This window comes from Paracoccus sp. C2R09 (genome assembly GCF_018860625.1).
In the GTDB taxonomy this organism is placed as follows: Bacteria; Pseudomonadota; Alphaproteobacteria; order Rhodobacterales; family Rhodobacteraceae; genus Paracoccus.
In genome coordinates, this window is the sequence record NZ_JAHKQB010000007.1 from 286994 (window position 1) to 304146 (window position 17153).

The following is a 17153-nucleotide window of genomic DNA, read 5'->3' on the forward strand; positions in this document are numbered from 1 at the left end:
CCGGCATGGGCAAGGCGATGTTCTATCACCTGACCCGGTCCCCGGCCGAAGCGCTGCTGCCCCAGCTTCTGGGGAAGGCCGCGCAGGCCGGGTGGCGGGTGGAGCTGCGCGGGACCGATCCTGCGCGGATGGAACGGCTGGACCTGCAGCTGTGGCAGGGCGACGGCTTCCTGCCGCACGGGTTGGCCGGGGGCGCGCATGATGCGCGTCAGCCGGTGCTGCTGACCACGGGCGACGGGGGCGACGGGGGCGGGGCCGCGAACGACCCCGCCTGCCTGATCGCGCTGGACGGGGCCGAGGTTCCCGTGACGCAGGCGCAGGCGATGGAACGCACGCTGATCGTCTTCGACGGCGGCGATGGTGCGGCCACCGCCCGTGCCCGCGATCAGTGGCGTGCCCTGACCCAGGGCGGGATCGAGGCCGAGTACTGGTCCGAGGATTCGGGCCGGTGGGAACGCAAGCGCTAGGCCGCGGCATGCCCCGCAAGACGGGCATGCAGATCCTCGCGCCGCAGCTGGGCCTTCGGGCCCTGCATGACGGCGCGCCCGCGTTCCATCACCAGGAAGTCGTCGCCCAGGTCCCAGGCGAAGTCGAAGAACTGTTCGACCAGCACGATCGCCATGTCGCCCCGGTCGCGCAGCGCCGCGATGACGCGACCGATCTGGGCGATGATGTTGGGCTGGATGCCTTCGGTTGGTTCGTCCAGCAACAGGATGCGCGGCCTGGTGATCAGCGCACGGGCGATGGCCAGCTGCTGCTGCTGGCCGCCCGACAGATCGCCCCCGCGCCGATGCGCCATCTCGGCCAGGACGGGAAAGCTGTCGAAGATCTCGTCGGGGATGCGGCGTTCGGCGCGGGGCAGGCAGGCAAAGCCCGTCTCCATGTTCTCGCGCACGGTCAGCATCGGAAAGATCGCGCGGCCCTGCGGGACATAGCCCACGCCCATCCGCGCCATGCGCTGCGCGTTCACGCGGCCCAGATCGCGCCCCTCCATCGTCAGGGTACCGCCCGACCGGGGATGCCGCCCCGCCAGCAGGTTCATCAACGAGGTCTTGCCCACGCCGTTGTTGCCCATGACGCAGGTGACGCGCCCGGGCGTGGCCTCGATGTCGATCCCGTGCAGGATCTGGCTGCCGCCGTAATGCAGGGTCAGGTTCTTCGCGTTCAGCATGTCAGCGCCCCAGATAGACTTCGATGACTTCGGGATTTCGCGTCACGTGATCCAGGCTGCCCTCGGCCAGGACCGACCCCTGGTGCAGCACGGTGACGCGGCAGTTCAGGCGGCGGACGAAATCCATGTCGTGTTCCACGACCACCACCGCGCGGGTTTCGGCCAGGCGGCACAGAAGCGTCGTGGTCAGTTCGCGTTCGGCCAGGGTCATGCCCGCCGCCGGTTCGTCGACCAGCAGCAGCTGCGGTTCCTGCGCCAGCAGCATGCCGATCTCCAGCCATTGCTTCTGGCCGTGGCTCAGTTCGCCCGCCTTGCGGGGCAGCTGGTCGGACAGGCCCACCTCGGCTGCCAGTTCGGCCACGCGGCCCTCGCTGTCATGCGACGGACGCCAGCGCAGGACCGCGAAGGGGTTGCGATCGGCGCGCAATGCCATGGTCAGGTTGTCGGCAACGCTCTGATCCTCGAAGACGGTGGGGCGCTGGAACTTGCGGCCCACGCCCGCGCGGGCGATCTGTGCCTCGTTCATCTTCAGAAGCGACCGGGATTCTGGGCCCCACAGGACTTCGCCCTCGTCCGGGGTGGTCTTGCCGGTCACGATGTCCATGAAGGTGGTCTTGCCCGCCCCGTTCGGACCGATCACGGCACGCAGTTCCGCCTGCCCGATGGAGAATGACAGGTCGTTGATCGCCTTGAACCCGTCGAATGTCTTGGAAATGCCGCGGACTTCCAGAAGCGCGCTCATGACTTGGCCTTTCGGTTCAGGATGTCGAACAGCCCGGCGATGCCCTTGGGCGCGAACAGGGTGACCAGCACGAAGGTCAGGCCCAATGCGACCTGCCACCAGTCCACCCAGGCCATGCGCAGGCCCGCGAAGTTCAGGTCGGGCGCGCGCCCGCCGGTGAACCAGCTGGACAGAAGCGACACGACCACCGCCCCGATCACCGCACCGTACAGGCGCCCGCGTCCGCCGATGGCCACCCAGACCGCAAGATAGATCGAGGCCACGGGGGCCAGCTCGGCCGGGTTGATGATGCCCGCCTGCGGGTAATACAGCGCGCCGGCGATGGCGGTGATCATGGCGGCGATGGTGAAGACCGCCAGCTTGAACCCCTCGACCGGGTAACCCAGGAACCGGACGCGGGTCTCGTCGTCGCGGATGGCGCGGGTGACGCTGCCGAACTTGCCGCCCATCAGCCAGGCGGCCAGCGCGTATCCCACGGCCAGCGCCAGTGCCGACGCCCAGAGGAACCAGACCGACAGCCGCGCCTGGCCGACATCCTCGAGGCCCGGGATGTTCTGCAGGCCCGACAGGCCGTTGTTGCCCCGGAATCCGCTGTCGTTCTGGAACAGCCACAGCGCCAGCGCCAGCGTCATCGCTTGCGTCAGGATCGACAGATAGACGCCGTTCACCCGGCTGCGGAAGGCCAGCCAGCCGAAGACCAGCGCCAGCAGGCCCGGCACCAGCACCACCAGCGCCAGCTGCGCGGGCAGGGAATGGGCGAAGGTCCAGGCCCAGGGCAGGTCGGTCGATCCGACCACGCCGAAGATCTGGCCCGCCACGCCTTCCTGCAGTTCCGCCGGGGTGGGGGGGATGGGGTTCGCGGCCATGGACGCGGCCACGATGCTTTCGGTGCGCGCATACATCAGCCACTGGCCGATCATGTATCCGCCAAGCGCGAAGAAGGCCATCTGCCCAAGCGACAGGATGCCCAGATATCCCCAGACCAGGTCCATCGCGACGGCGGCCAGCGCCAGGCACAGGGTCTTGCCCAGCACCTTGATCATCGAGGTGGGCAGCAGTCCCGTGCCATAGGCCGCGCTGGCCGCGGTCACGGCGGCGGTGAAGACCGCCAGCACCGCGATCAGCGCCAGGACAGAGGGGTTTCGCAGGATGAAGGGTGTGCGCTGCATGGGTTCAGACCTCGGCCGCGCGGCCCTTTTGCGGGATGATCCCACGGGGCCGGAACTGGATGAAGATGATGATGAAGAGGATCATGAAGGTCTGGGCCGCCAGCGTGTTGGCGGGGTTCAGCGCCTCGACGATCTTCGAGAAGCCGCCGATCATGGTGGCGCCCGCCAGTGTGCCCCAGATATTGCCGACGCCGCCCACGACCACGGTCATGAAGCTTTGGACGATGTATTGCTGGCCCAGTTCCGAGGTGACCTGCGCGAACAGCCCGATGGCCACGCCGGCGATCCCCGCGATGCCGGATCCCAGCCCGAAGGTCATCATCGCGATCCGGTCGGGATTGATGCCCATGGATGCGGCCATGCCGGGGTTCTGCGTGACGGCCCGCACCTCGAGGCCCAGCCGCGTACGCTTCATGATGAACAGGAACAGCCCAAGGAACAGCAGCGCCAGCACGAAGATCGCCACCCGGATCGAGCTGATGCCGATCACGTCGTTGACGGTGATCGCGCCCTCCAGCCAGCGGGGCGAGGTCAGGGGGCGGGCCTGTGTGCCGAAGATGTTCTTGGCCAGCTGCTGCAGCGCGATGGACACGCCGAAGGTCGCCAGCAGCGTTTCCAGCGGGCGGTGCGCCAGATGTCGGATCACCAGCCGATAGAGCAGGACCCCCGCCGCAAAGGTGACGACGAAGGCCAGCGGCAGGGCAACCACCAGCGACAGCGTGCGATCCGCGATCAGCGTCTGGACCACGTAACCGGTATAGGCGCCCATCATGATGAATTCGCCATGCGCCATGTTGATGACCCGCATGACGCCGAAGGTGACGGCCAGCCCGATCGCGGCAAGGAAGTAGATCGAGGCCAGCGAGAGCGAATCGAGCGCGAGGTCGAAGCCCTTCATCACCGCCAGCCGCGTGCCGGTGCGGGTCAGCGCGTCCTCGGCCGCGGTGGTGACGGCGGCGTCTGGCTCGGCATAGATGGCATAGAAGTCGTGATCCTGCAGCGCGGCCTCGGTCTCGGCCTCGGTCGCGGCGGGGGGGACGGCGCCCTGCGCCTCCAGCGTCTCGTAGGCGCGGTCGCGGGCATCGGGGTCGTCCAGCGTGGATACGGGCACCCCGGCCACGCGACCGTCGACGATATTGGCGGCCAGCCGCATGCGCTGCTCCGCCGAGGTCAGGCGCGGCTGCAGCACCCCGTCGGACACGAGGATCGCGATGGCATCCTCGCGCGTCAGGGCATCCGATCCGGGCCGCAGCTCGCGCTTGATGTTGCCCGCGGGTTCGTCGGCCGCGGCGACGATGCGCGTGGCCAGCAGCGGGTTCAGCGCGGCGCGGAAATCCAGCGCCACGTCGCCCGACATGTCGCGGATCGCCTGCACGCGGTTCTGCGTATCCTCGCCCAGCTGGATGGTCAGCAGGCGTTCCAGCCGCGCCTTGCGGGTGGCGATGGCCGGATCGGGATCGTCCAGCGCGCCGCGCAGGGCGGCCAGCTGTTCGGCATCGGCCTTGCGCGCCAACGTGTCCAGCGCGCCGGACCGGATGCGGGGATCGGGGTCCGACAGTTGCGACACGACCAGCGCCCCGTCGATCAGGCCGCGCACGCCGCTGTTGGGACGCAGGCCGCTGAACTCGGCCGTGACCGGGTCGCCCGTCACCGCATCGATCGGCGCATCCCCCGAGGTGATCACCGCACGGCCATCCTCGGTCAGGGCCAGTTCGCGCGCCGACCAGGCCTGCAGCAGGGCCAGCCCCTCGGGGCCGGTGGCTGCGATCTCGGCGACAAGGGGGGCCACGGTCTGGCGCGAGGGGCGCTCGATCTGGTCGAGATTGTCGGCGATCACCGCCTCGAGCGCCGGATTGGCCGCCGCGGCAAGGGGCATCAGCAGCGCCACGATGACGGGCGCGATACGGGCAATGCGGAACACGCTGTAATTCCTTCGGGAAAGGCAGTCATGGCCGGGCGAGGGGATCCCCGCCCGGGCCTTGTGGTGTCAGTAGTTCGACTGGACCTGGACGCAGGTCTCGGTCTCGGTGTTGTACATGCCGCACTGCTTGCCCGGCCAATCGGCGTCCAGCACGGCGGATTCGGGCAGGAAGTCCGTCCAGGCGTCGCCCGGAACCGGATCGGTCTGGCTGACGATGTCGAACTGGCCATCCTCGCGGATCTCGCCGATCAGGACGGGCTTGGTCAGGTGGTGGTTCGGCAGGACCTCGGCGGTGCCGCCGGTCAGGTTCGGGACGGTCACGCCGACGATGGCGTCCAGCACCGGATCGACATCGGTGGTGCCCGCTTCCTCGACTGCCGCGACCCAGGCGTTGAAGCCGATCATCGTGGCCTCCATCGGGTCGTTGGTCACGCGGGAATCGTCGCCGATGAATTCCTTCCAGCCCGCGACGAATTCGTCGTTCTCGGGGCTTTCGGCGGTCTGGAAATAGTTCCAGGCAGCCAGGTGCCCGACGAGGTTGCCGGTATCCAGGCCCGACAGCTCCTCCTCGCCGACCGAGAAGGCCATGACGGGGATGTCGTCGGCCGAAACGCCCGCAGCCGCCAGTTCCTTGTAGAAGCCCACATTCGCGTCGCCGTTAATGGTGGACACGACGCCGACCTTCTTGCCGTCCGCGCCAAGCGCCACGACATCGGCCACGATCTTGGACCAGTCGGAATGCCCGAAGGGGGTGTAGTTGACGAAGATGTCCTCATCCGCCGTGCCGTTGTCCTTCAGATAGGCGTCGAGGATGTTGTTCGTCGTGCGCGGATAGACGTAGTCGGTGCCCAGAAGCGCCCATTTCTCCACGCCCAGCTCGTCGCGCATGTAATCCACGGCGGGGATCGCCTGCTGGTTCGGTGCGGCGCCCGTATAGATGACGTTCTTCGAGGATTCCTCGCCCTCGTACTGGACGGGATAGAACATCAGCCCGTTCAGTTCCTCGATCACCGGCAGGACCGACTTGCGGCTGACGCTGGTCCAGCCGCCGAAGATCACGTCGACCTCGCTGACGGTCAGCAGCTCGCGGGCCTTTTCCGCAAATAGCGGCCAGTCGGATGCCGGATCGACGACCACGGCCTCCAGCGGGCGGCCCAGCACGCCGCCCTTCTCGTTCTGCTGTTCGACCAGCATCAGGACCGTGTCCTTCAGCGTGGTCTCGGAAATCGCCATCGTTCCGGACAGCGAATGCAGCACGCCGATCTTGATCGGCTCGCCCTCTTGCGCGTTGGCTGCGGTGGTCACGGCGGCCAGTGCGACCCCCAGAAGAAGCTTGCGTGTCATGATGCTCATCCCGTCCATTCCCCCTGTCATGTTTTCGTGAAGATCTTTCGTCTTCGCGGTCACAGGAGATGACGTAAATCGGGCAGCTGGACAGGATTCGGGCAGTATTGCGCAGGCAGCTTGTCCCGGTGGGGAATTGGCGGGCAGATGCCCGCCATTCTGCCCTCAGATCGTGCAGTCCTCGGGCGTGGACAGGGGGGCAGAGGCTGCAAGCCCGCCCTCGTGGATCAGGAATTCGACGATCTGGTCGACGCCCTTGCCATGGCGCAGCGATGCCATCACCACCGGCCGCCCCCGGCGGGAGGTCCGCGCATCGCTTTCCAGCAGTGTCGCATCGACGCCTACATGCGGGGCAAGGTCGGTCTTGTTCACGACCAGCAGGTCGGATCGCGCCAGGCCCGGCCCCCGCTTGCGCGGGATGTCCTGCCCCGCCGCGGTGTCGATGACATAGATGGTCAGATCGGCCAGTTCGGGGCTGAAGGTCGCGGCCAGGTTGTCGCCGCCGGATTCGATCAGCACCAGTTCCAGATCGGGAAAGGCCGCGTTCAGATCCGCGATGGCAGCCAGGTTGATGCTGGCATCCTCGCGGATGGCCGTATGCGGGCAGCCGCCCGTTTCCACGCCCCGGATGCGTTCGGCGGGCAGGACCTGCGCGCGCATCAGCGCCTCGGCATCCTCGCGCGTATAGATATCGTTGGTGACGACCGCCATCGACAGGCGGGGCGCAAGGGCGCGGGCCAGCTGTTCGGTCAGGGTGGTCTTGCCCGCGCCGACGGGGCCGCCGATGCCGACGCGCAGGGGACCGTGGTTCGGGGTGGCGTTGGGGCTCATGATCGGAAGATCCTCGTGGTCATGGTTTCGTGGCGCATGGCGGCGATGTCGGCCCCCCATGCGGCGCTGTGCAGGTCTTCGCGCGTCGCGGTCGCGGCCCGGGCGGCGCAGGCAAGGATCGCGGGTTGCAGGCCGGCCAGCATCGCCTGCCCCTGCATGGGGCCAAGCGGCAGGAACCGCACGGCGGCGCTGATCAGCGCGGCGGCCTGCGCCTGCAAGAAGGCCGCGATGATCTCGGGGGCGGGCAGGGGCATGTCGGTGCAGGCGCGGCCGAATGCGACGGGCAGGGCGGCGGGGGACGCATCGCGACCGCTCAGCGCGGCGACATTGGCGGCGAAGGCCGTGCCCTGTTCCACCGTCTCGGTCAGGCGCTGGGACGAGGGGCAGGCCGCGCGGGCCAGATCGTCCAGTTCCGGATCGGCGTCGCGCAGGGCCAGCGCGACCAGCACGGCATCGGTCCAGCCCGCGCCGTGATCCAGCCAGTCGGCCAGCCATGCGGGCAGGGTCGTGCGCGTCACGATGCCCTGATCCATCGCGTATTCCAGCCCCTGCGACCAGGCGAAGCCGCCCACCGGGAAGGCGGGCGACAGGTATTGCGCCAATCGCAGCCGTGCCGCCTCAGGCGTGTTCGTGATGGTGGTCATGGTCGTGCCCATGATCATGACCGTGCCCGTGATCATGTCCGTGGTCATGCGAATGCCCGTGATCGTGCCCGAAGGTGCGACCGTGGCCATAGGCGCCGCCTTCCGGGCTGAAGGGCAGATCGGCGCGTTCGACCGCCGCGCCCAGCTGGCGCAGCATCGCCTCGAGCACGTGGTCCTGTCGGATGATCAGGCGGTCGGCCTCGATCCGGCAGGGGGTGTGGCGGTTGCCGACATGCCATGCCAGCCGCGCCAGATCGCCGGTGACGACCAGCACGGGTTCGGGGGCCGCGCGCATGGCGACCAGCCGCCCGTCGGACAGGGCGAAGGCATCGCCATCCTCGACGCTGACGACCTCGGGCAGGTCCAGCATGAAATCGCCCGCCGCGGTGGTCAGCCGCTTGCGGCGCAGCAGGCGGGATTCGTAATGCATTGCGATCTCGGCGGCGAAGGGGCCTTCAGCGTTGCGGATGATGCTGTGGCAGTGAAGGGTCATGGAGAACCTCAGAACAGGAAATAGCGCTGCGCCATCGGCAGCTCGGTCGCGGGTTCGCAGGTCAGAAGCTGACCGTCGGCGCGGACCTCGTAGGTTTCGGGATCGACCTCGATCTGCGGCATCCGGTCGTTCAGCGCCATGTCGGCCTTGCCGATCCCGCGCGTGTTCTCGACCGCGATCAGCGATTTCGACAGCCCGTCGCCCGCGCCCGCATCCAGCCCCGCCTGGCTGACGAAGATCGACGAGGCGCGGCCCGTATACCCCCACATCGGGCGGCTGAAGACCGGCTGCACCGGGATCGAGCCGTTGGGATCGCCCATCTGCGCGACGGCGATCTGGCCGCCGACCAGCACCATCTCGGGCTTGACGCCGAAGAAGGCGGGGGACCACAGGACCAGGTCGGCGCGCTTGCCGTCGTCGATGCTGCCGATATGGCGCGAGACGCCATGCGCGATGGCCGGGTTGATCGTGTATTTCGCGATATAGCGGCGGGCGCGCAGGTTGTCGTTCTGCCCCTGCTCGCCCTCCAGCCGTCCGCGCTGGCGGCGCATCTTGTCGGCGGTCTGCCAGGTGCGGATGATCACCTCGCCCACGCGGCCCATGGCCTGGCTGTCCGACGAGATGACGCTGAAGGCGCCCAGATCGTGCAGGATATCCTCGGCTGCGATGGTCTCGCGGCGGATGCGGGATTCGGCGAAGGCGACATCCTCGGGAACGCGACGATCCAGATGGTGGCACACCATCAGCATGTCCAGATGTTCCTCGATCGTGTTGCCGGTATAGGGCCGCGTCGGGTTGGTGGACGATGGCAGCACGTTCGACATGCCCACCATGCGGATGATGTCGGGGGCATGCCCGCCGCCCGCGCCTTCGGTGTGATAGGCGTGGATGGTGCGCCCGCCGATCGCGGCCATCGTATCCTCGACAAAGCCGGATTCGTTCAGCGTGTCGGTATGGATCATCACCTGCACGTCCATGCGGTCCGCGACGGTCAGGCAATTGTCGATGGCGGCGGGGGTGGTGCCCCAATCCTCGTGCAGCTTCAGCGCGCAGGCGCCCGCGCGGATCTGTTCCTCCAGCGGCGCGGGCACGGATGCGTTGCCCTTGCCCGCGATGCCGATATTCACGGGCAGGTCGGCCACGGCCTCCAGCATGCGGGCGATGTGCCAGGGGCCGGGAGTGCAGGTCGTGGCCAGCGTGCCATGCGCGGGGCCGGTGCCGCCGCCCAGCATCGTGGTGACGCCCGAATGGATCGCGTGATCGACCTGCTGGGGGCAGATGAAGTGGATATGGCAATCGAAGCCGCCGGGCGTCAGGATGCGCCCTTCGCCCGCGATGATTTCCGTGCCGGGGCCGATGATCAGGGTCACGCCGGGCTGGGTGTCGGGATTGCCGGCCTTGCCGATGCCCGCGATGCGCCCGTCCTTCAGGCCGACATCGGCCTTCACGATGCCCTGGTGGTCGAAGACCACGACGCCGGTGATGACCGTGTCCATCGCGCCATCCGCGCGGGTGACCTGCGACTGGCCCATGCCGTCGCGCACGACCTTGCCGCCGCCGAACTTGACCTCTTCGCCGGGGATGGTCAGGTCGCGTTCGACCTCGATCAGCAATTCGGTATCGGCCAGCCGGATGCGGTCGCCCGTGGTCGGACCATAGAGCGCCGCGTAATCGGCGCGGGAAAGGGTCTGGGCCATGTTACAGCGCCCCCATGATGTCTTGGCGGAAACCCTGCACGACACGATTGCCCGCGAAGGGGATCAGGCGAACCTCGCGCGACTGGCCGGGTTCGAACCGGACGGCAGTGCCCGCAGGGATCGACAGGCGCATGCCGCGCGCGGCCTCGCGGTCGAAGCGCAGGCCGGGATTGGTTTCGGCAAAGTGGTAATGGCTGCCGACCTGGATGGGGCGGTCGCCCGAATTGGCGACCATCAGCACGATCTCGGCCCGCCCCTCGTTCAGGGTGATGGTGCCTTCGGCGGCCGTGACCTCTCCGGGGATCATGACCGCCCCCGCAGCAGGGCCCAGGCGGCGATGCCCACGGCGGCGATCATGGCGATGGTCGCGACATGGTCGCCCTGCGTCAGCAGATGCGTCGGGTCGGCATGGTCGTGGTGGCCCGGATGGGCAAGAGTGGCAGAGGGAAGAAGCGCGATCGCTGCGGCAAGGGGTTTCATTCAGGCCTCCTGGCGGATGGGGTGATGGACGGTGACCAGCTTGGTGCCGTCGGGAAAGGTCGCCTCGACCTGCACGGATTCGATCATCTGCGGCACGCCGGGCATGCATTGTTCCGCGGTGATCACATGCGCGCCCGCCTGCATCAGGTCGGCGACGCTGCGCCCGTCGCGCGCGCCTTCGACCACGAAATCGGTGATGAGGGCGATGGCCTCGGGGTGGTTCAGCTTGACGCCGCGCGACAGCCGGTTGCGCGCCACCATCGCGGCGACCGAGACCAGCAGCTTTTCACGCTCGCGGGGGGTAAGGTTCATGTCAGACCTGCCAGATGCGGGGAAGGGGATTGGGGCGCAATGCCCCCAGAAGGCGGTTCACCTGCCGCCGCAGGGGCCAGTCGCCCTGCGCCAGAAGGCGGATGACCAGGCGTCCGGGCGGGGCGCTGGCCGCGCCCGTTACGCCGGGTTCGTCCAGCACGTCGCGCGCGCGGGTCAGAAGATCGGGCGCATGGCGCGCGACGATGGCCAGCGTGGCCAGCGCGCGGGCGGGACAGGTCAGCGCCGGGCCGGGCAGGCGCGGCAGGGTCGCATCGTCCAGCGCCAACGCGTCGTGATGCAGGATGCGTCCGTCGCGGCGGACCTCTCGGCGGTCGCGCAGATGCAGCCGGGTGGGGATCTCGTTCATGGCGATGCGGCCCAGGACGACGCTTTCCAGCAGCATGCAGCCCGCGTCGCCCGCAAGGTCGATCCGGGTGGTCCGGTCCAGCTTCGATCCGTCGAACAGGATGGTTTCCTGCGGCAGCCAGTCCAGCCAGCCGCCCGCACCCACCGTCAGGGTCACCTGCGCCCGCGCGGGATCCTCTGTCGCGCGATAGGCGCGTTCCGCGGTCTGGGTCGTGGCCAGTGCACGCGTGCCGGGGCGCAGATCGACCGCAAATGCCAGCCGGTCGCCCGATGCCAGCCCGCCCGAGGTGTTGAGGAACACGATTTCGGGCAGGCCCGCCGTCATGCGCGGCAGCATCGCCTTGGCCGAGCCACGCTGCGACAGGTCGATCAGCCCGCGCGGCCCCATGACGACATGCGCCGCCCCTGCGCTGCGCTGCATGCGGGGGGCGCCTTGCATACCGGCCGTGCTTTCCAATCTGTCGAACATATGGGCAGGGGGCGTTCGGATCGTGGCAAGGTCAATCTGGCACGCCTGCAATTATGCCGCCCGATCGAGCAGCACGGCCGATGATGCCTGTCTGATATGCAACTGCACGCTTATCGTGCAATTGTCAGGCGCTGCCGTTCAGCATGGCATCCAGCAGCCGCTTGCGGGCGGGGGGGATGGCGCGGATCTCGACCCCGGTGAAGACATGCATCGTCTTCAGTGCCGGATCGACCACGGCGTGGTCGCTGACCCAGCCGCCCATCGCCAGGTAGCTGCGCAGCAGCGGCGGCATCGCGGCCATGGCGCGCTTGGGGTCGGGCTTGCGCATCCGCAACGCCCGGGCAAAGCGGAAGACGCGGGGCGCCTTGACGCGGGGCAGCCAGCGGCGCGGGGCCAGGTGGCGTTCCTTCAGCATGGCGAAGGCATCCTCGTGCGGTTCGGGTTCGCAGCCGGTGAAGCTGGAACAGCCGAACAGCATCTCGACCCCGGTCTCGTCCACGAATCGGGTCAGGGCGGCCCAGGCGATGCGGACGATGTTGGGATCGTGGCAATCGGGGTGGATGCAGAAGCGCCCCATTTCGACCATGGGGCCGTCGAAGCGCTGCAGCGCGTCCAGATCGTAGAACTGGGCCGAGTAACTGCGCGCGATCTGCGATCCGTCGGCCAGGGGCAGGAAGCGGAAGGCGGAAACCAGCGTGCCTTCGCGCATGTCCTCGATCAGCATGTGGCTGCATTCGGCATCCAGCGCGTCGGCATCCAGCGACATCCCGTCATCGGGAATGCCGTTGCGGCCCAGAAAGCAGATCCAGCGCAGGCGCTGCGCCGCGCGCAGATCCTCGGGCGTCTCGGCCAGGCGGGCACGGTAGTGACCCTTGCGGAGCGGTTGCATCGCGCGACCCCTTGCTGTTCCTGCGCAGATCATAGCCCGACCATGTGTCGGATTCACGAAATCAGTCGTCGCTGCCCGTGTCGCCCAGCACCCCTTCGACATAGATGCGGCGGATCAAGGTGATCGCAACGATCAGCAGGGGGGTGGCCAGGATCACGGCCGCCGGGTTGAACAACGATCCGACCGCCACGATGGCGATGATGGTCAGCGCGGGCGGCAGTTCGACCGCATAGCGCTGGATCATCGGCATCAGGATGTTGCCCTCGAACATCTGGATCGCGGTGAACAGCAGGACGACATAGAGGGCGGTATCCAGCCCCTCGGGGGCGGCGGCGACGGCCGCGATGGCGCCCGACACGAAGGGCCCGATGATCGGCACGACATTGGTGATGCCCGCTATCACGGCCAGGATCAGCGCCAGCGGCACGTCCAGCGCCCAGAGGCCCAGGCCCGCAAGCATCGCCACGAACAGCATGTCGAGCGCCTGTCCCCCCATCCAATGCGCCAGCTTGTGGCCCAGATCGTCCAGGATGTCGCGGGCCCGGTCTCGGCTGTCAGGGGCGACCAGTCGCAGCGCGCCCTCGCGATAGGTGTCGCTCTCCATCGCGAAATAGATCGACAGCACGATCAGCAGGAAGATCGCGGTCATGCTGCCCATCATCGTGTTCAGCGTGCCTGTGACCAACCCCAGCAAATTGGGCAGGCTGCCTGCCATCTGCGACATGCCCCCCGAGCCTTCGGATGTGGGCAGGCGGTCGATGACGGCCTGCCCGATCGGGTGCGCAGAGATCCAGTCCGACAGGGCCTGCCAGGAATCGGGCAGCCCCTGCACCAGCTGCTCGAACTGGTTCATGATGGCGGGCCCGGCCATCCGCAGGGCCGTCACCGTCACCACCAGGAATGCCAGCAGCACGACCAGCACCCCGGGCTTCATTCCCAGACCCGTCAGCCGGTGCAGGCCGCGGGCACCCGATTGCAGGGCGATGGCCAGAAGGATCGCGGCGAAGATCTGCAGCAGCAGGTTCGCCCAGAACCAGGTGGCGGCCAGCAGGATCACGATGGCGATGGTCGCGACCACCACGCGCAATGCGGCGGGAACCGGGTCGCGGGACGGGTTGCTCGGATCGTGGGGCATCGTCGCTCCTGCCTTCGGTTCACAGGCAGAACGGGCGGGCGGCCCGCGGGTTCCGCGCTTGCCCGAGGGACGCAAGCCTGCTAACCGGACGCGGATTTCATGAAGCGGGCAGGCTGCGCCCCCGCCCCAGATACAAGGTGATGACCATGGCCATCGAACGCACCCTCTCGATCATCAAGCCCGACGCGACCCGCCGCAACCTGACCGGCAAGATCAACGCCAAGTTCGAGGATGCCGGCCTGCGCATCGTCGCGCAGAAGCGCATCAAGCTGTCGGCCGAGCAGGCGGGCAAGTTCTATGCCGTCCACGCCGAGCGCCCCTTCTATGGCGAACTGGTCGAGTTCATGGCCTCGGAGCCGGTGGTCGTGCAGGTGCTGGAAGGTGAATCGGCCATCGCGAAGAACCGCGAAGTGATGGGCGCGACGAACCCCGCCGACGCCGCCGAAGGCACCATCCGCAAGGAATTCGCCCTGTCCGTCGGCGAGAACTCGGTCCACGGTTCGGACGCCGCCGAAACGGCAGCCGAGGAAATCGCGTTCTTCTTCTCGGGTCTCGAACTGGTCGGCTGAGCCGGACCGTTCCCCGAACGATCGACGCGGAAAGGGCCCCTTGCGGGCCCTTTTCTTTTGCGCATGCGGCATGGGGCTTCGGTTGCGGCCCGCCTGCGCAGCGGCTATGCCGATGCATGACGCAACGATATTCGGGGGACCCCATGCGGGCATTCGTGTTTCCGGGGCAGGGCGCGCAGACCATCGGAATGGGTCGCGAGCTGGCCGAGGCCTATCCGGCGGCGAAGGACGTCTTCGACGAGGTGGACGAGGCACTGGGCGAGAAGCTGTCGGACCTGATCTGGAACGGCGATGCGGACACGCTGACGCTGACGCAGAACGCGCAGCCGGCGCTGATGGCCACGTCCATCGCGGCCTTCCGCGCGCTCGAGGCCGAGGGCTTCAACATCATGGACGGCAATTTCGTGGCCGGCCATTCGCTGGGCGAATATTCGGCCCTCTGCGCGGCGGGTTCGATCAGCCTGTCCGATACCGCAAGGCTGCTGCGCCAGCGCGGCCATGCCATGCAGGAGGCCGTGCCGGTCGGGCAGGGCGCGATGGCCGCCGTGCTGGGCCTCGACTTCGAGACCGTGGACCGCATCGCGCGCGACGTGGCGGGCGACGAGGTCGTGCAGGCCGCAAACGACAACGATCCGGGGCAGGTCGTGATCTCGGGACACAAGGCCGCCGTGGAACGCGCCGCCGAGGCGATGAAGGAAGCGGGCGCCAAGCGCGCGCTGATGCTGCCCGTGTCGGCACCCTTCCATTCCGTTCTGATGCAGCCCGCCGCCGCCGTGATGGCCGATGCGCTGGCCGGCGTGGACATCCAGCCCCCCGCCATCCCGCTGATCGCCAATGTCCGCGCCGAGGCCGTGATCGAACCGGGCGCCATCCGCCGCCTTCTGGTCGAGCAGGTGACCGGCACCGTGCGCTGGCGCGAATCCATCGCCAACATGGCCGAGGCCGGCGTGACCGAGTTCTGGGAGATCGGCGCGGGCAAGGCCCTGTCGGGCATGATCAAGCGCATCGCCAAGGGCGTGGACACCCGCAATATCGGGACGCCCGCGGATATCGCCGCGCTCAAGGGCTGACGCCCGAACTTGATGACGAAAGGGAATGCTCTGATGTTCGATCTGACGGGTAAGAGGGCGCTGGTGACCGGCGCATCGGGCGGCATCGGCGGCGCGATCGCCGAGGCGCTGCACAAGGCCGGCGCGACCGTCGCGCTGTCCGGCACGCGCGAGGCGCCGCTGCAGGAACTGGCCGCGAAGCTGGGCGATCGCGCCCATGTCGTGACCGCGAATCTGGGCGATGCGGAATCGCTGGCAGCCCTGCCCAAGGCCGCGACCGAGGCGATGGGCGGGCTGGACATCCTGGTGAACAATGCGGGCATCACCCGCGACAACCTGTTCATGCGCATGTCCGACGAGGAATGGGCCCAGGTGCTGGACGTGAACCTGTCCAGCGTCTTCAAGCTGTCGCGCGGCGTGCTGCGCGGCATGATGAAGGCGCGTTGGGGCCGCATCATCAACATCACCTCGGTGGTGGGGGCGACCGGCAACCCGGGGCAGGGCAATTATGCCGCCGCCAAGGCGGGCCTGGTCGGCATGTCGAAATCGCTGGCCTACGAGGTCGCAAGCCGCGGGATCACCGTGAACTGCGTGGCCCCGGGCTTCATCGCGACCGCCATGACCGAAAAGCTGACCGACGATCAGAAATCCAAGATCCAGGGCCAGATCCCGGCGGGCCGCATGGGCACCCCCGAGGAGATCGCCGGCGCGGTCCTCTATCTGGCCAGCCCCGAGGCGGGATATGTCACCGGGTCCACCCTGCACGTCAATGGCGGGATGGCGATGATCTGAACCCGCCCTTGCACCGCCGCAACGCCTGCTGCGGCAAGTGCAAAAGCGGTTGCAAGAGGGTTCTCTGGTGCTATATCCCCCGCTTTAGCAGCAGGGAAACCGCCCTGTGCTGAATCGGACCGGATAACGGTTCGTGAAATTTATGGGCGGATGCCCGCGACAATGAGGATATGACATGAGCGATATCGCTGATCGCGTGAAGAAGATCGTGGTGGAGCACCTGGGCGTCGACGAGGACAAAGTGGTCGAATCCGCTTCGTTCATCGACGATCTGGGCGCAGACAGCCTCGACACCGTCGAGCTGGTCATGGCGTTCGAGGAAGAGTTCGGGATCGAGATCCCCGACGACGCCGCCGAGACCATCCAGACCGTCGGCGATGCCGTGAGCTTCATCAAAGGCGCCGTCTGAGCCCTTTGACATGACGGCCCCCGCCTTGGGGGCCATGGCGACGGCGCCCGCATCCGCGAGGCGCCGTTTTGCTTTCCCCCGTCACGGGATGGAACCGCCCGAGGGGCAGCACGGTTCATTGGCAGATCCAATCGTGGAAAAGGAGATGTCATATGGCCGTCGATATCCAGGGACTGTCCGACAATGCCCGCAAGACTTCGATCAACGAGCTGAACGCCTGCCTGGCCGATGCGATCGCATTGGGCCTGGCCGTGAAGCAGGCGCATTGGAACGTGAAGGGCCGCAACTTCATCGCCGTGCATGAACTGCTGGACGATGTGCGCGACAATCTGAACGAACAGATCGACACCTTCGCCGAGCGTGTCCAGGTGCTGGACGGCGTGGCCAAGGGCACCGCGCAGATCGTGGCCGAGGGCACGACGCTGGAACCCTATCCGACCGATCTGACCAAGGTCGAGGATCACATCAAGGCGCTGTCCGAACGGATGCGCGTCTATGGCAAGAAGCTGCGCGAGGCCATTGACGCGGTCAGCGACGCGGGCGACGAAGGCACCGCCGATGCATTCACCGCCGCGTCGCGCACCGCCGACAAGGACCTGTGGTTCATGGAAAGCCATCTGGAATGATCCCCACCGCAAGGTGACGATCAAGGCGCCCTGCGGGGCGCCTTT

Annotated in this window: 21 protein-coding genes; 6 read left to right on the forward strand and 15 right to left on the reverse strand. The window is 67.6% G+C overall.

The annotated features are described in order from the left end of the window. Window positions 1-5: 5 nt before the first annotated feature. A complete protein-coding gene (locus KO490_RS01915; protein WP_216017692.1) occupies window positions 6-467 on the forward strand; it encodes a DNA polymerase III subunit chi in 462 nt (153 codons plus the stop codon). On the opposite strand, the gene urtE is transcribed toward KO490_RS01915, so the two are convergent. The 15 genes from urtE to KO490_RS01990 form a co-directional block, all read right to left on the reverse strand. Next, window positions 464-1171, reverse strand: coding sequence for an urea ABC transporter ATP-binding subunit UrtE (gene urtE / locus KO490_RS01920; RefSeq protein ID WP_216017693.1), 708 nt, complete (start codon window positions 1169-1171; stop codon window positions 464-466). The two genes, KO490_RS01915 and urtE, sit on opposite strands and share 4 nt — an antisense overlap. A 1-nt stretch (window position 1172) precedes the next feature. Continuing rightward, complete coding sequence (gene urtD / locus KO490_RS01925; protein WP_216017694.1) at window positions 1173-1913, reverse strand: urea ABC transporter ATP-binding protein UrtD; 741 nt, start codon at window positions 1911-1913, stop codon at window positions 1173-1175. After that, on the reverse strand, window positions 1910-3082 hold the full coding sequence (gene urtC / locus KO490_RS01930; RefSeq protein WP_216017695.1) for an urea ABC transporter permease subunit UrtC: 1173 nt from the start codon (window positions 3080-3082) through the stop codon (window positions 1910-1912). The genes urtD and urtC overlap by 4 nt, the downstream gene beginning before the upstream one ends. Before the next feature lie 4 nt (window positions 3083-3086). Next, entirely contained in the window at window positions 3087-4958 is a 1872-nt protein-coding gene (gene urtB / locus KO490_RS01935) for an urea ABC transporter permease subunit UrtB (RefSeq protein ID WP_216017817.1), read from the reverse strand. 111 nt (window positions 4959-5069) lie between these two features. After that, a complete protein-coding gene (gene urtA, locus KO490_RS01940; protein WP_216017696.1) occupies window positions 5070-6347 on the reverse strand; it encodes an urea ABC transporter substrate-binding protein in 1278 nt (425 codons plus the stop codon). Window positions 6348-6512: 165 nt separating this feature from the next. Next, window positions 6513-7178: an urease accessory protein UreG gene (gene ureG, locus KO490_RS01945; RefSeq protein WP_216017697.1), complete on the reverse strand. Its 666-nt coding sequence runs from the start codon at window positions 7176-7178 to the stop codon at window positions 6513-6515. Beyond that, on the reverse strand, window positions 7175-7822 hold the full coding sequence (locus KO490_RS01950; RefSeq protein WP_368500195.1) for an urease accessory protein UreF: 648 nt from the start codon (window positions 7820-7822) through the stop codon (window positions 7175-7177). The genes ureG and KO490_RS01950 overlap by 4 nt, the downstream gene beginning before the upstream one ends. Beyond that, entirely contained in the window at window positions 7797-8315 is a 519-nt protein-coding gene (locus KO490_RS01955; RefSeq protein WP_216017699.1) for an urease accessory protein UreE, read from the reverse strand. Before KO490_RS01955 ends, KO490_RS01950 begins: the two co-directional genes overlap by 26 nt. A gap of 8 nt (window positions 8316-8323) precedes the next feature. Next, a complete protein-coding gene (gene ureC / locus KO490_RS01960; RefSeq protein WP_216017700.1) occupies window positions 8324-10012 on the reverse strand; it encodes an urease subunit alpha in 1689 nt (562 codons plus the stop codon). A 1-nt stretch (window position 10013) separates the two neighbouring features. Then, entirely contained in the window at window positions 10014-10319 is a 306-nt protein-coding gene (locus tag KO490_RS01965) for an urease subunit beta (protein ID WP_216017701.1), read from the reverse strand. After that, window positions 10316-10492 (reverse strand): hypothetical protein, encoded by a 177-nt coding sequence (locus KO490_RS01970; protein WP_216017702.1) that lies wholly within the window; start codon window positions 10490-10492, stop codon window positions 10316-10318. Before KO490_RS01970 ends, KO490_RS01965 begins: the two co-directional genes overlap by 4 nt. Continuing rightward, complete coding sequence (locus tag KO490_RS01975) at window positions 10493-10804, reverse strand: urease subunit gamma (RefSeq protein WP_216017703.1); 312 nt, start codon at window positions 10802-10804, stop codon at window positions 10493-10495. A 1-nt stretch (window position 10805) separates the two neighbouring features. Continuing rightward, window positions 10806-11609 carry an urease accessory protein UreD gene (locus tag KO490_RS01980; RefSeq protein ID WP_216017704.1) on the reverse strand — a complete coding sequence of 268 codons (804 nt, stop codon included), beginning with the start codon at window positions 11607-11609 and terminating at the stop codon, window positions 10806-10808. A gap of 154 nt (window positions 11610-11763) precedes the next feature. Next, window positions 11764-12528: a GNAT family N-acetyltransferase gene (locus tag KO490_RS01985; RefSeq protein ID WP_216017705.1), complete on the reverse strand. Its 765-nt coding sequence runs from the start codon at window positions 12526-12528 to the stop codon at window positions 11764-11766. A gap of 61 nt (window positions 12529-12589) precedes the next feature. Next, a complete protein-coding gene (locus KO490_RS01990; protein ID WP_216017706.1) occupies window positions 12590-13663 on the reverse strand; it encodes an AI-2E family transporter in 1074 nt (357 codons plus the stop codon). A gap of 146 nt (window positions 13664-13809) precedes the next feature. On the opposite strand from KO490_RS01990, the gene ndk reads away from it, so the two are divergent. The 5 genes from ndk to dps all read left to right on the forward strand — a co-directional run bounded on the left by ndk (window position 13810) and on the right by dps (window position 17108). Then, the gene (gene ndk, locus KO490_RS01995; protein WP_216017707.1) at window positions 13810-14232 is read left to right on the forward strand and encodes a nucleoside-diphosphate kinase; all 423 of its coding nucleotides are present in this window, start codon (window positions 13810-13812) and stop codon (window positions 14230-14232) included. A gap of 143 nt (window positions 14233-14375) precedes the next feature. Then, the gene (gene fabD, locus KO490_RS02000; protein ID WP_216017708.1) at window positions 14376-15302 is read left to right on the forward strand and encodes an ACP S-malonyltransferase; all 927 of its coding nucleotides are present in this window, start codon (window positions 14376-14378) and stop codon (window positions 15300-15302) included. Window positions 15303-15335: 33 nt separating this feature from the next. Beyond that, window positions 15336-16073: a 3-oxoacyl-ACP reductase FabG gene (gene fabG / locus KO490_RS02005; RefSeq protein WP_216017709.1), complete on the forward strand. Its 738-nt coding sequence runs from the start codon at window positions 15336-15338 to the stop codon at window positions 16071-16073. A 175-nt stretch (window positions 16074-16248) separates the two neighbouring features. After that, window positions 16249-16482, forward strand: a complete 234-nt coding sequence (locus KO490_RS02010) for an acyl carrier protein (RefSeq protein WP_072296443.1) — start codon at window positions 16249-16251, stop codon at window positions 16480-16482. 152 nt (window positions 16483-16634) lie between these two features. Next, complete coding sequence (gene dps, locus KO490_RS02015) at window positions 16635-17108, forward strand: DNA starvation/stationary phase protection protein Dps (protein WP_216017710.1); 474 nt, start codon at window positions 16635-16637, stop codon at window positions 17106-17108. Window positions 17109-17153: the final 45 nt, after the last annotated feature.

What these genes read in the sequence shown, in the direction of transcription:
- KO490_RS01915 (WP_216017692.1), top strand. Translation starts at nt 6, where the DNA reads ATGGGCAAGGCGATGTTCTATCACCTGACCCGGTCCCCGGCCGAAGCG.
- urtE (WP_216017693.1), bottom strand. Translation starts at nt 1,171, where the DNA reads ATGCTGAACGCGAAGAACCTGACCCTGCATTACGGCGGCAGCCAGATC.
- urtD (WP_216017694.1), bottom strand. Translation starts at nt 1,913, where the DNA reads ATGAGCGCGCTTCTGGAAGTCCGCGGCATTTCCAAGACATTCGACGGG.
- urtC (WP_216017695.1), bottom strand. Translation starts at nt 3,082, where the DNA reads ATGCAGCGCACACCCTTCATCCTGCGAAACCCCTCTGTCCTGGCGCTG.
- urtB (WP_216017817.1), bottom strand. Translation starts at nt 4,958, where the DNA reads ATGCCCCTTGCCGCGGCGGCCAATCCGGCGCTCGAGGCGGTGATCGCC.
- urtA (WP_216017696.1), bottom strand. Translation starts at nt 6,347, where the DNA reads ATGACACGCAAGCTTCTTCTGGGGGTCGCACTGGCCGCCGTGACCACC.
- ureG (WP_216017697.1), bottom strand. Translation starts at nt 7,178, where the DNA reads ATGAGCCCCAACGCCACCCCGAACCACGGTCCCCTGCGCGTCGGCATC.
- KO490_RS01950 (WP_368500195.1), bottom strand. Translation starts at nt 7,822, where the DNA reads ATGACCACCATCACGAACACGCCTGAGGCGGCACGGCTGCGATTGGCG.
- KO490_RS01955 (WP_216017699.1), bottom strand. Translation starts at nt 8,315, where the DNA reads ATGACCCTTCACTGCCACAGCATCATCCGCAACGCTGAAGGCCCCTTC.
- ureC (WP_216017700.1), bottom strand. Translation starts at nt 10,012, where the DNA reads ATGGCCCAGACCCTTTCCCGCGCCGATTACGCGGCGCTCTATGGTCCG.
- KO490_RS01965 (WP_216017701.1), bottom strand. Translation starts at nt 10,319, where the DNA reads ATGATCCCCGGAGAGGTCACGGCCGCCGAAGGCACCATCACCCTGAAC.
- KO490_RS01970 (WP_216017702.1), bottom strand. Translation starts at nt 10,492, where the DNA reads ATGAAACCCCTTGCCGCAGCGATCGCGCTTCTTCCCTCTGCCACTCTT.
- KO490_RS01975 (WP_216017703.1), bottom strand. Translation starts at nt 10,804, where the DNA reads ATGAACCTTACCCCCCGCGAGCGTGAAAAGCTGCTGGTCTCGGTCGCC.
- KO490_RS01980 (WP_216017704.1), bottom strand. Translation starts at nt 11,609, where the DNA reads ATGCAAGGCGCCCCCCGCATGCAGCGCAGCGCAGGGGCGGCGCATGTC.
- KO490_RS01985 (WP_216017705.1), bottom strand. Translation starts at nt 12,528, where the DNA reads ATGCAACCGCTCCGCAAGGGTCACTACCGTGCCCGCCTGGCCGAGACG.
- KO490_RS01990 (WP_216017706.1), bottom strand. Translation starts at nt 13,663, where the DNA reads ATGCCCCACGATCCGAGCAACCCGTCCCGCGACCCGGTTCCCGCCGCA.
- ndk (WP_216017707.1), top strand. Translation starts at nt 13,810, where the DNA reads ATGGCCATCGAACGCACCCTCTCGATCATCAAGCCCGACGCGACCCGC.
- fabD (WP_216017708.1), top strand. Translation starts at nt 14,376, where the DNA reads ATGCGGGCATTCGTGTTTCCGGGGCAGGGCGCGCAGACCATCGGAATG.
- fabG (WP_216017709.1), top strand. Translation starts at nt 15,336, where the DNA reads ATGTTCGATCTGACGGGTAAGAGGGCGCTGGTGACCGGCGCATCGGGC.
- KO490_RS02010 (WP_072296443.1), top strand. Translation starts at nt 16,249, where the DNA reads ATGAGCGATATCGCTGATCGCGTGAAGAAGATCGTGGTGGAGCACCTG.
- dps (WP_216017710.1), top strand. Translation starts at nt 16,635, where the DNA reads ATGGCCGTCGATATCCAGGGACTGTCCGACAATGCCCGCAAGACTTCG.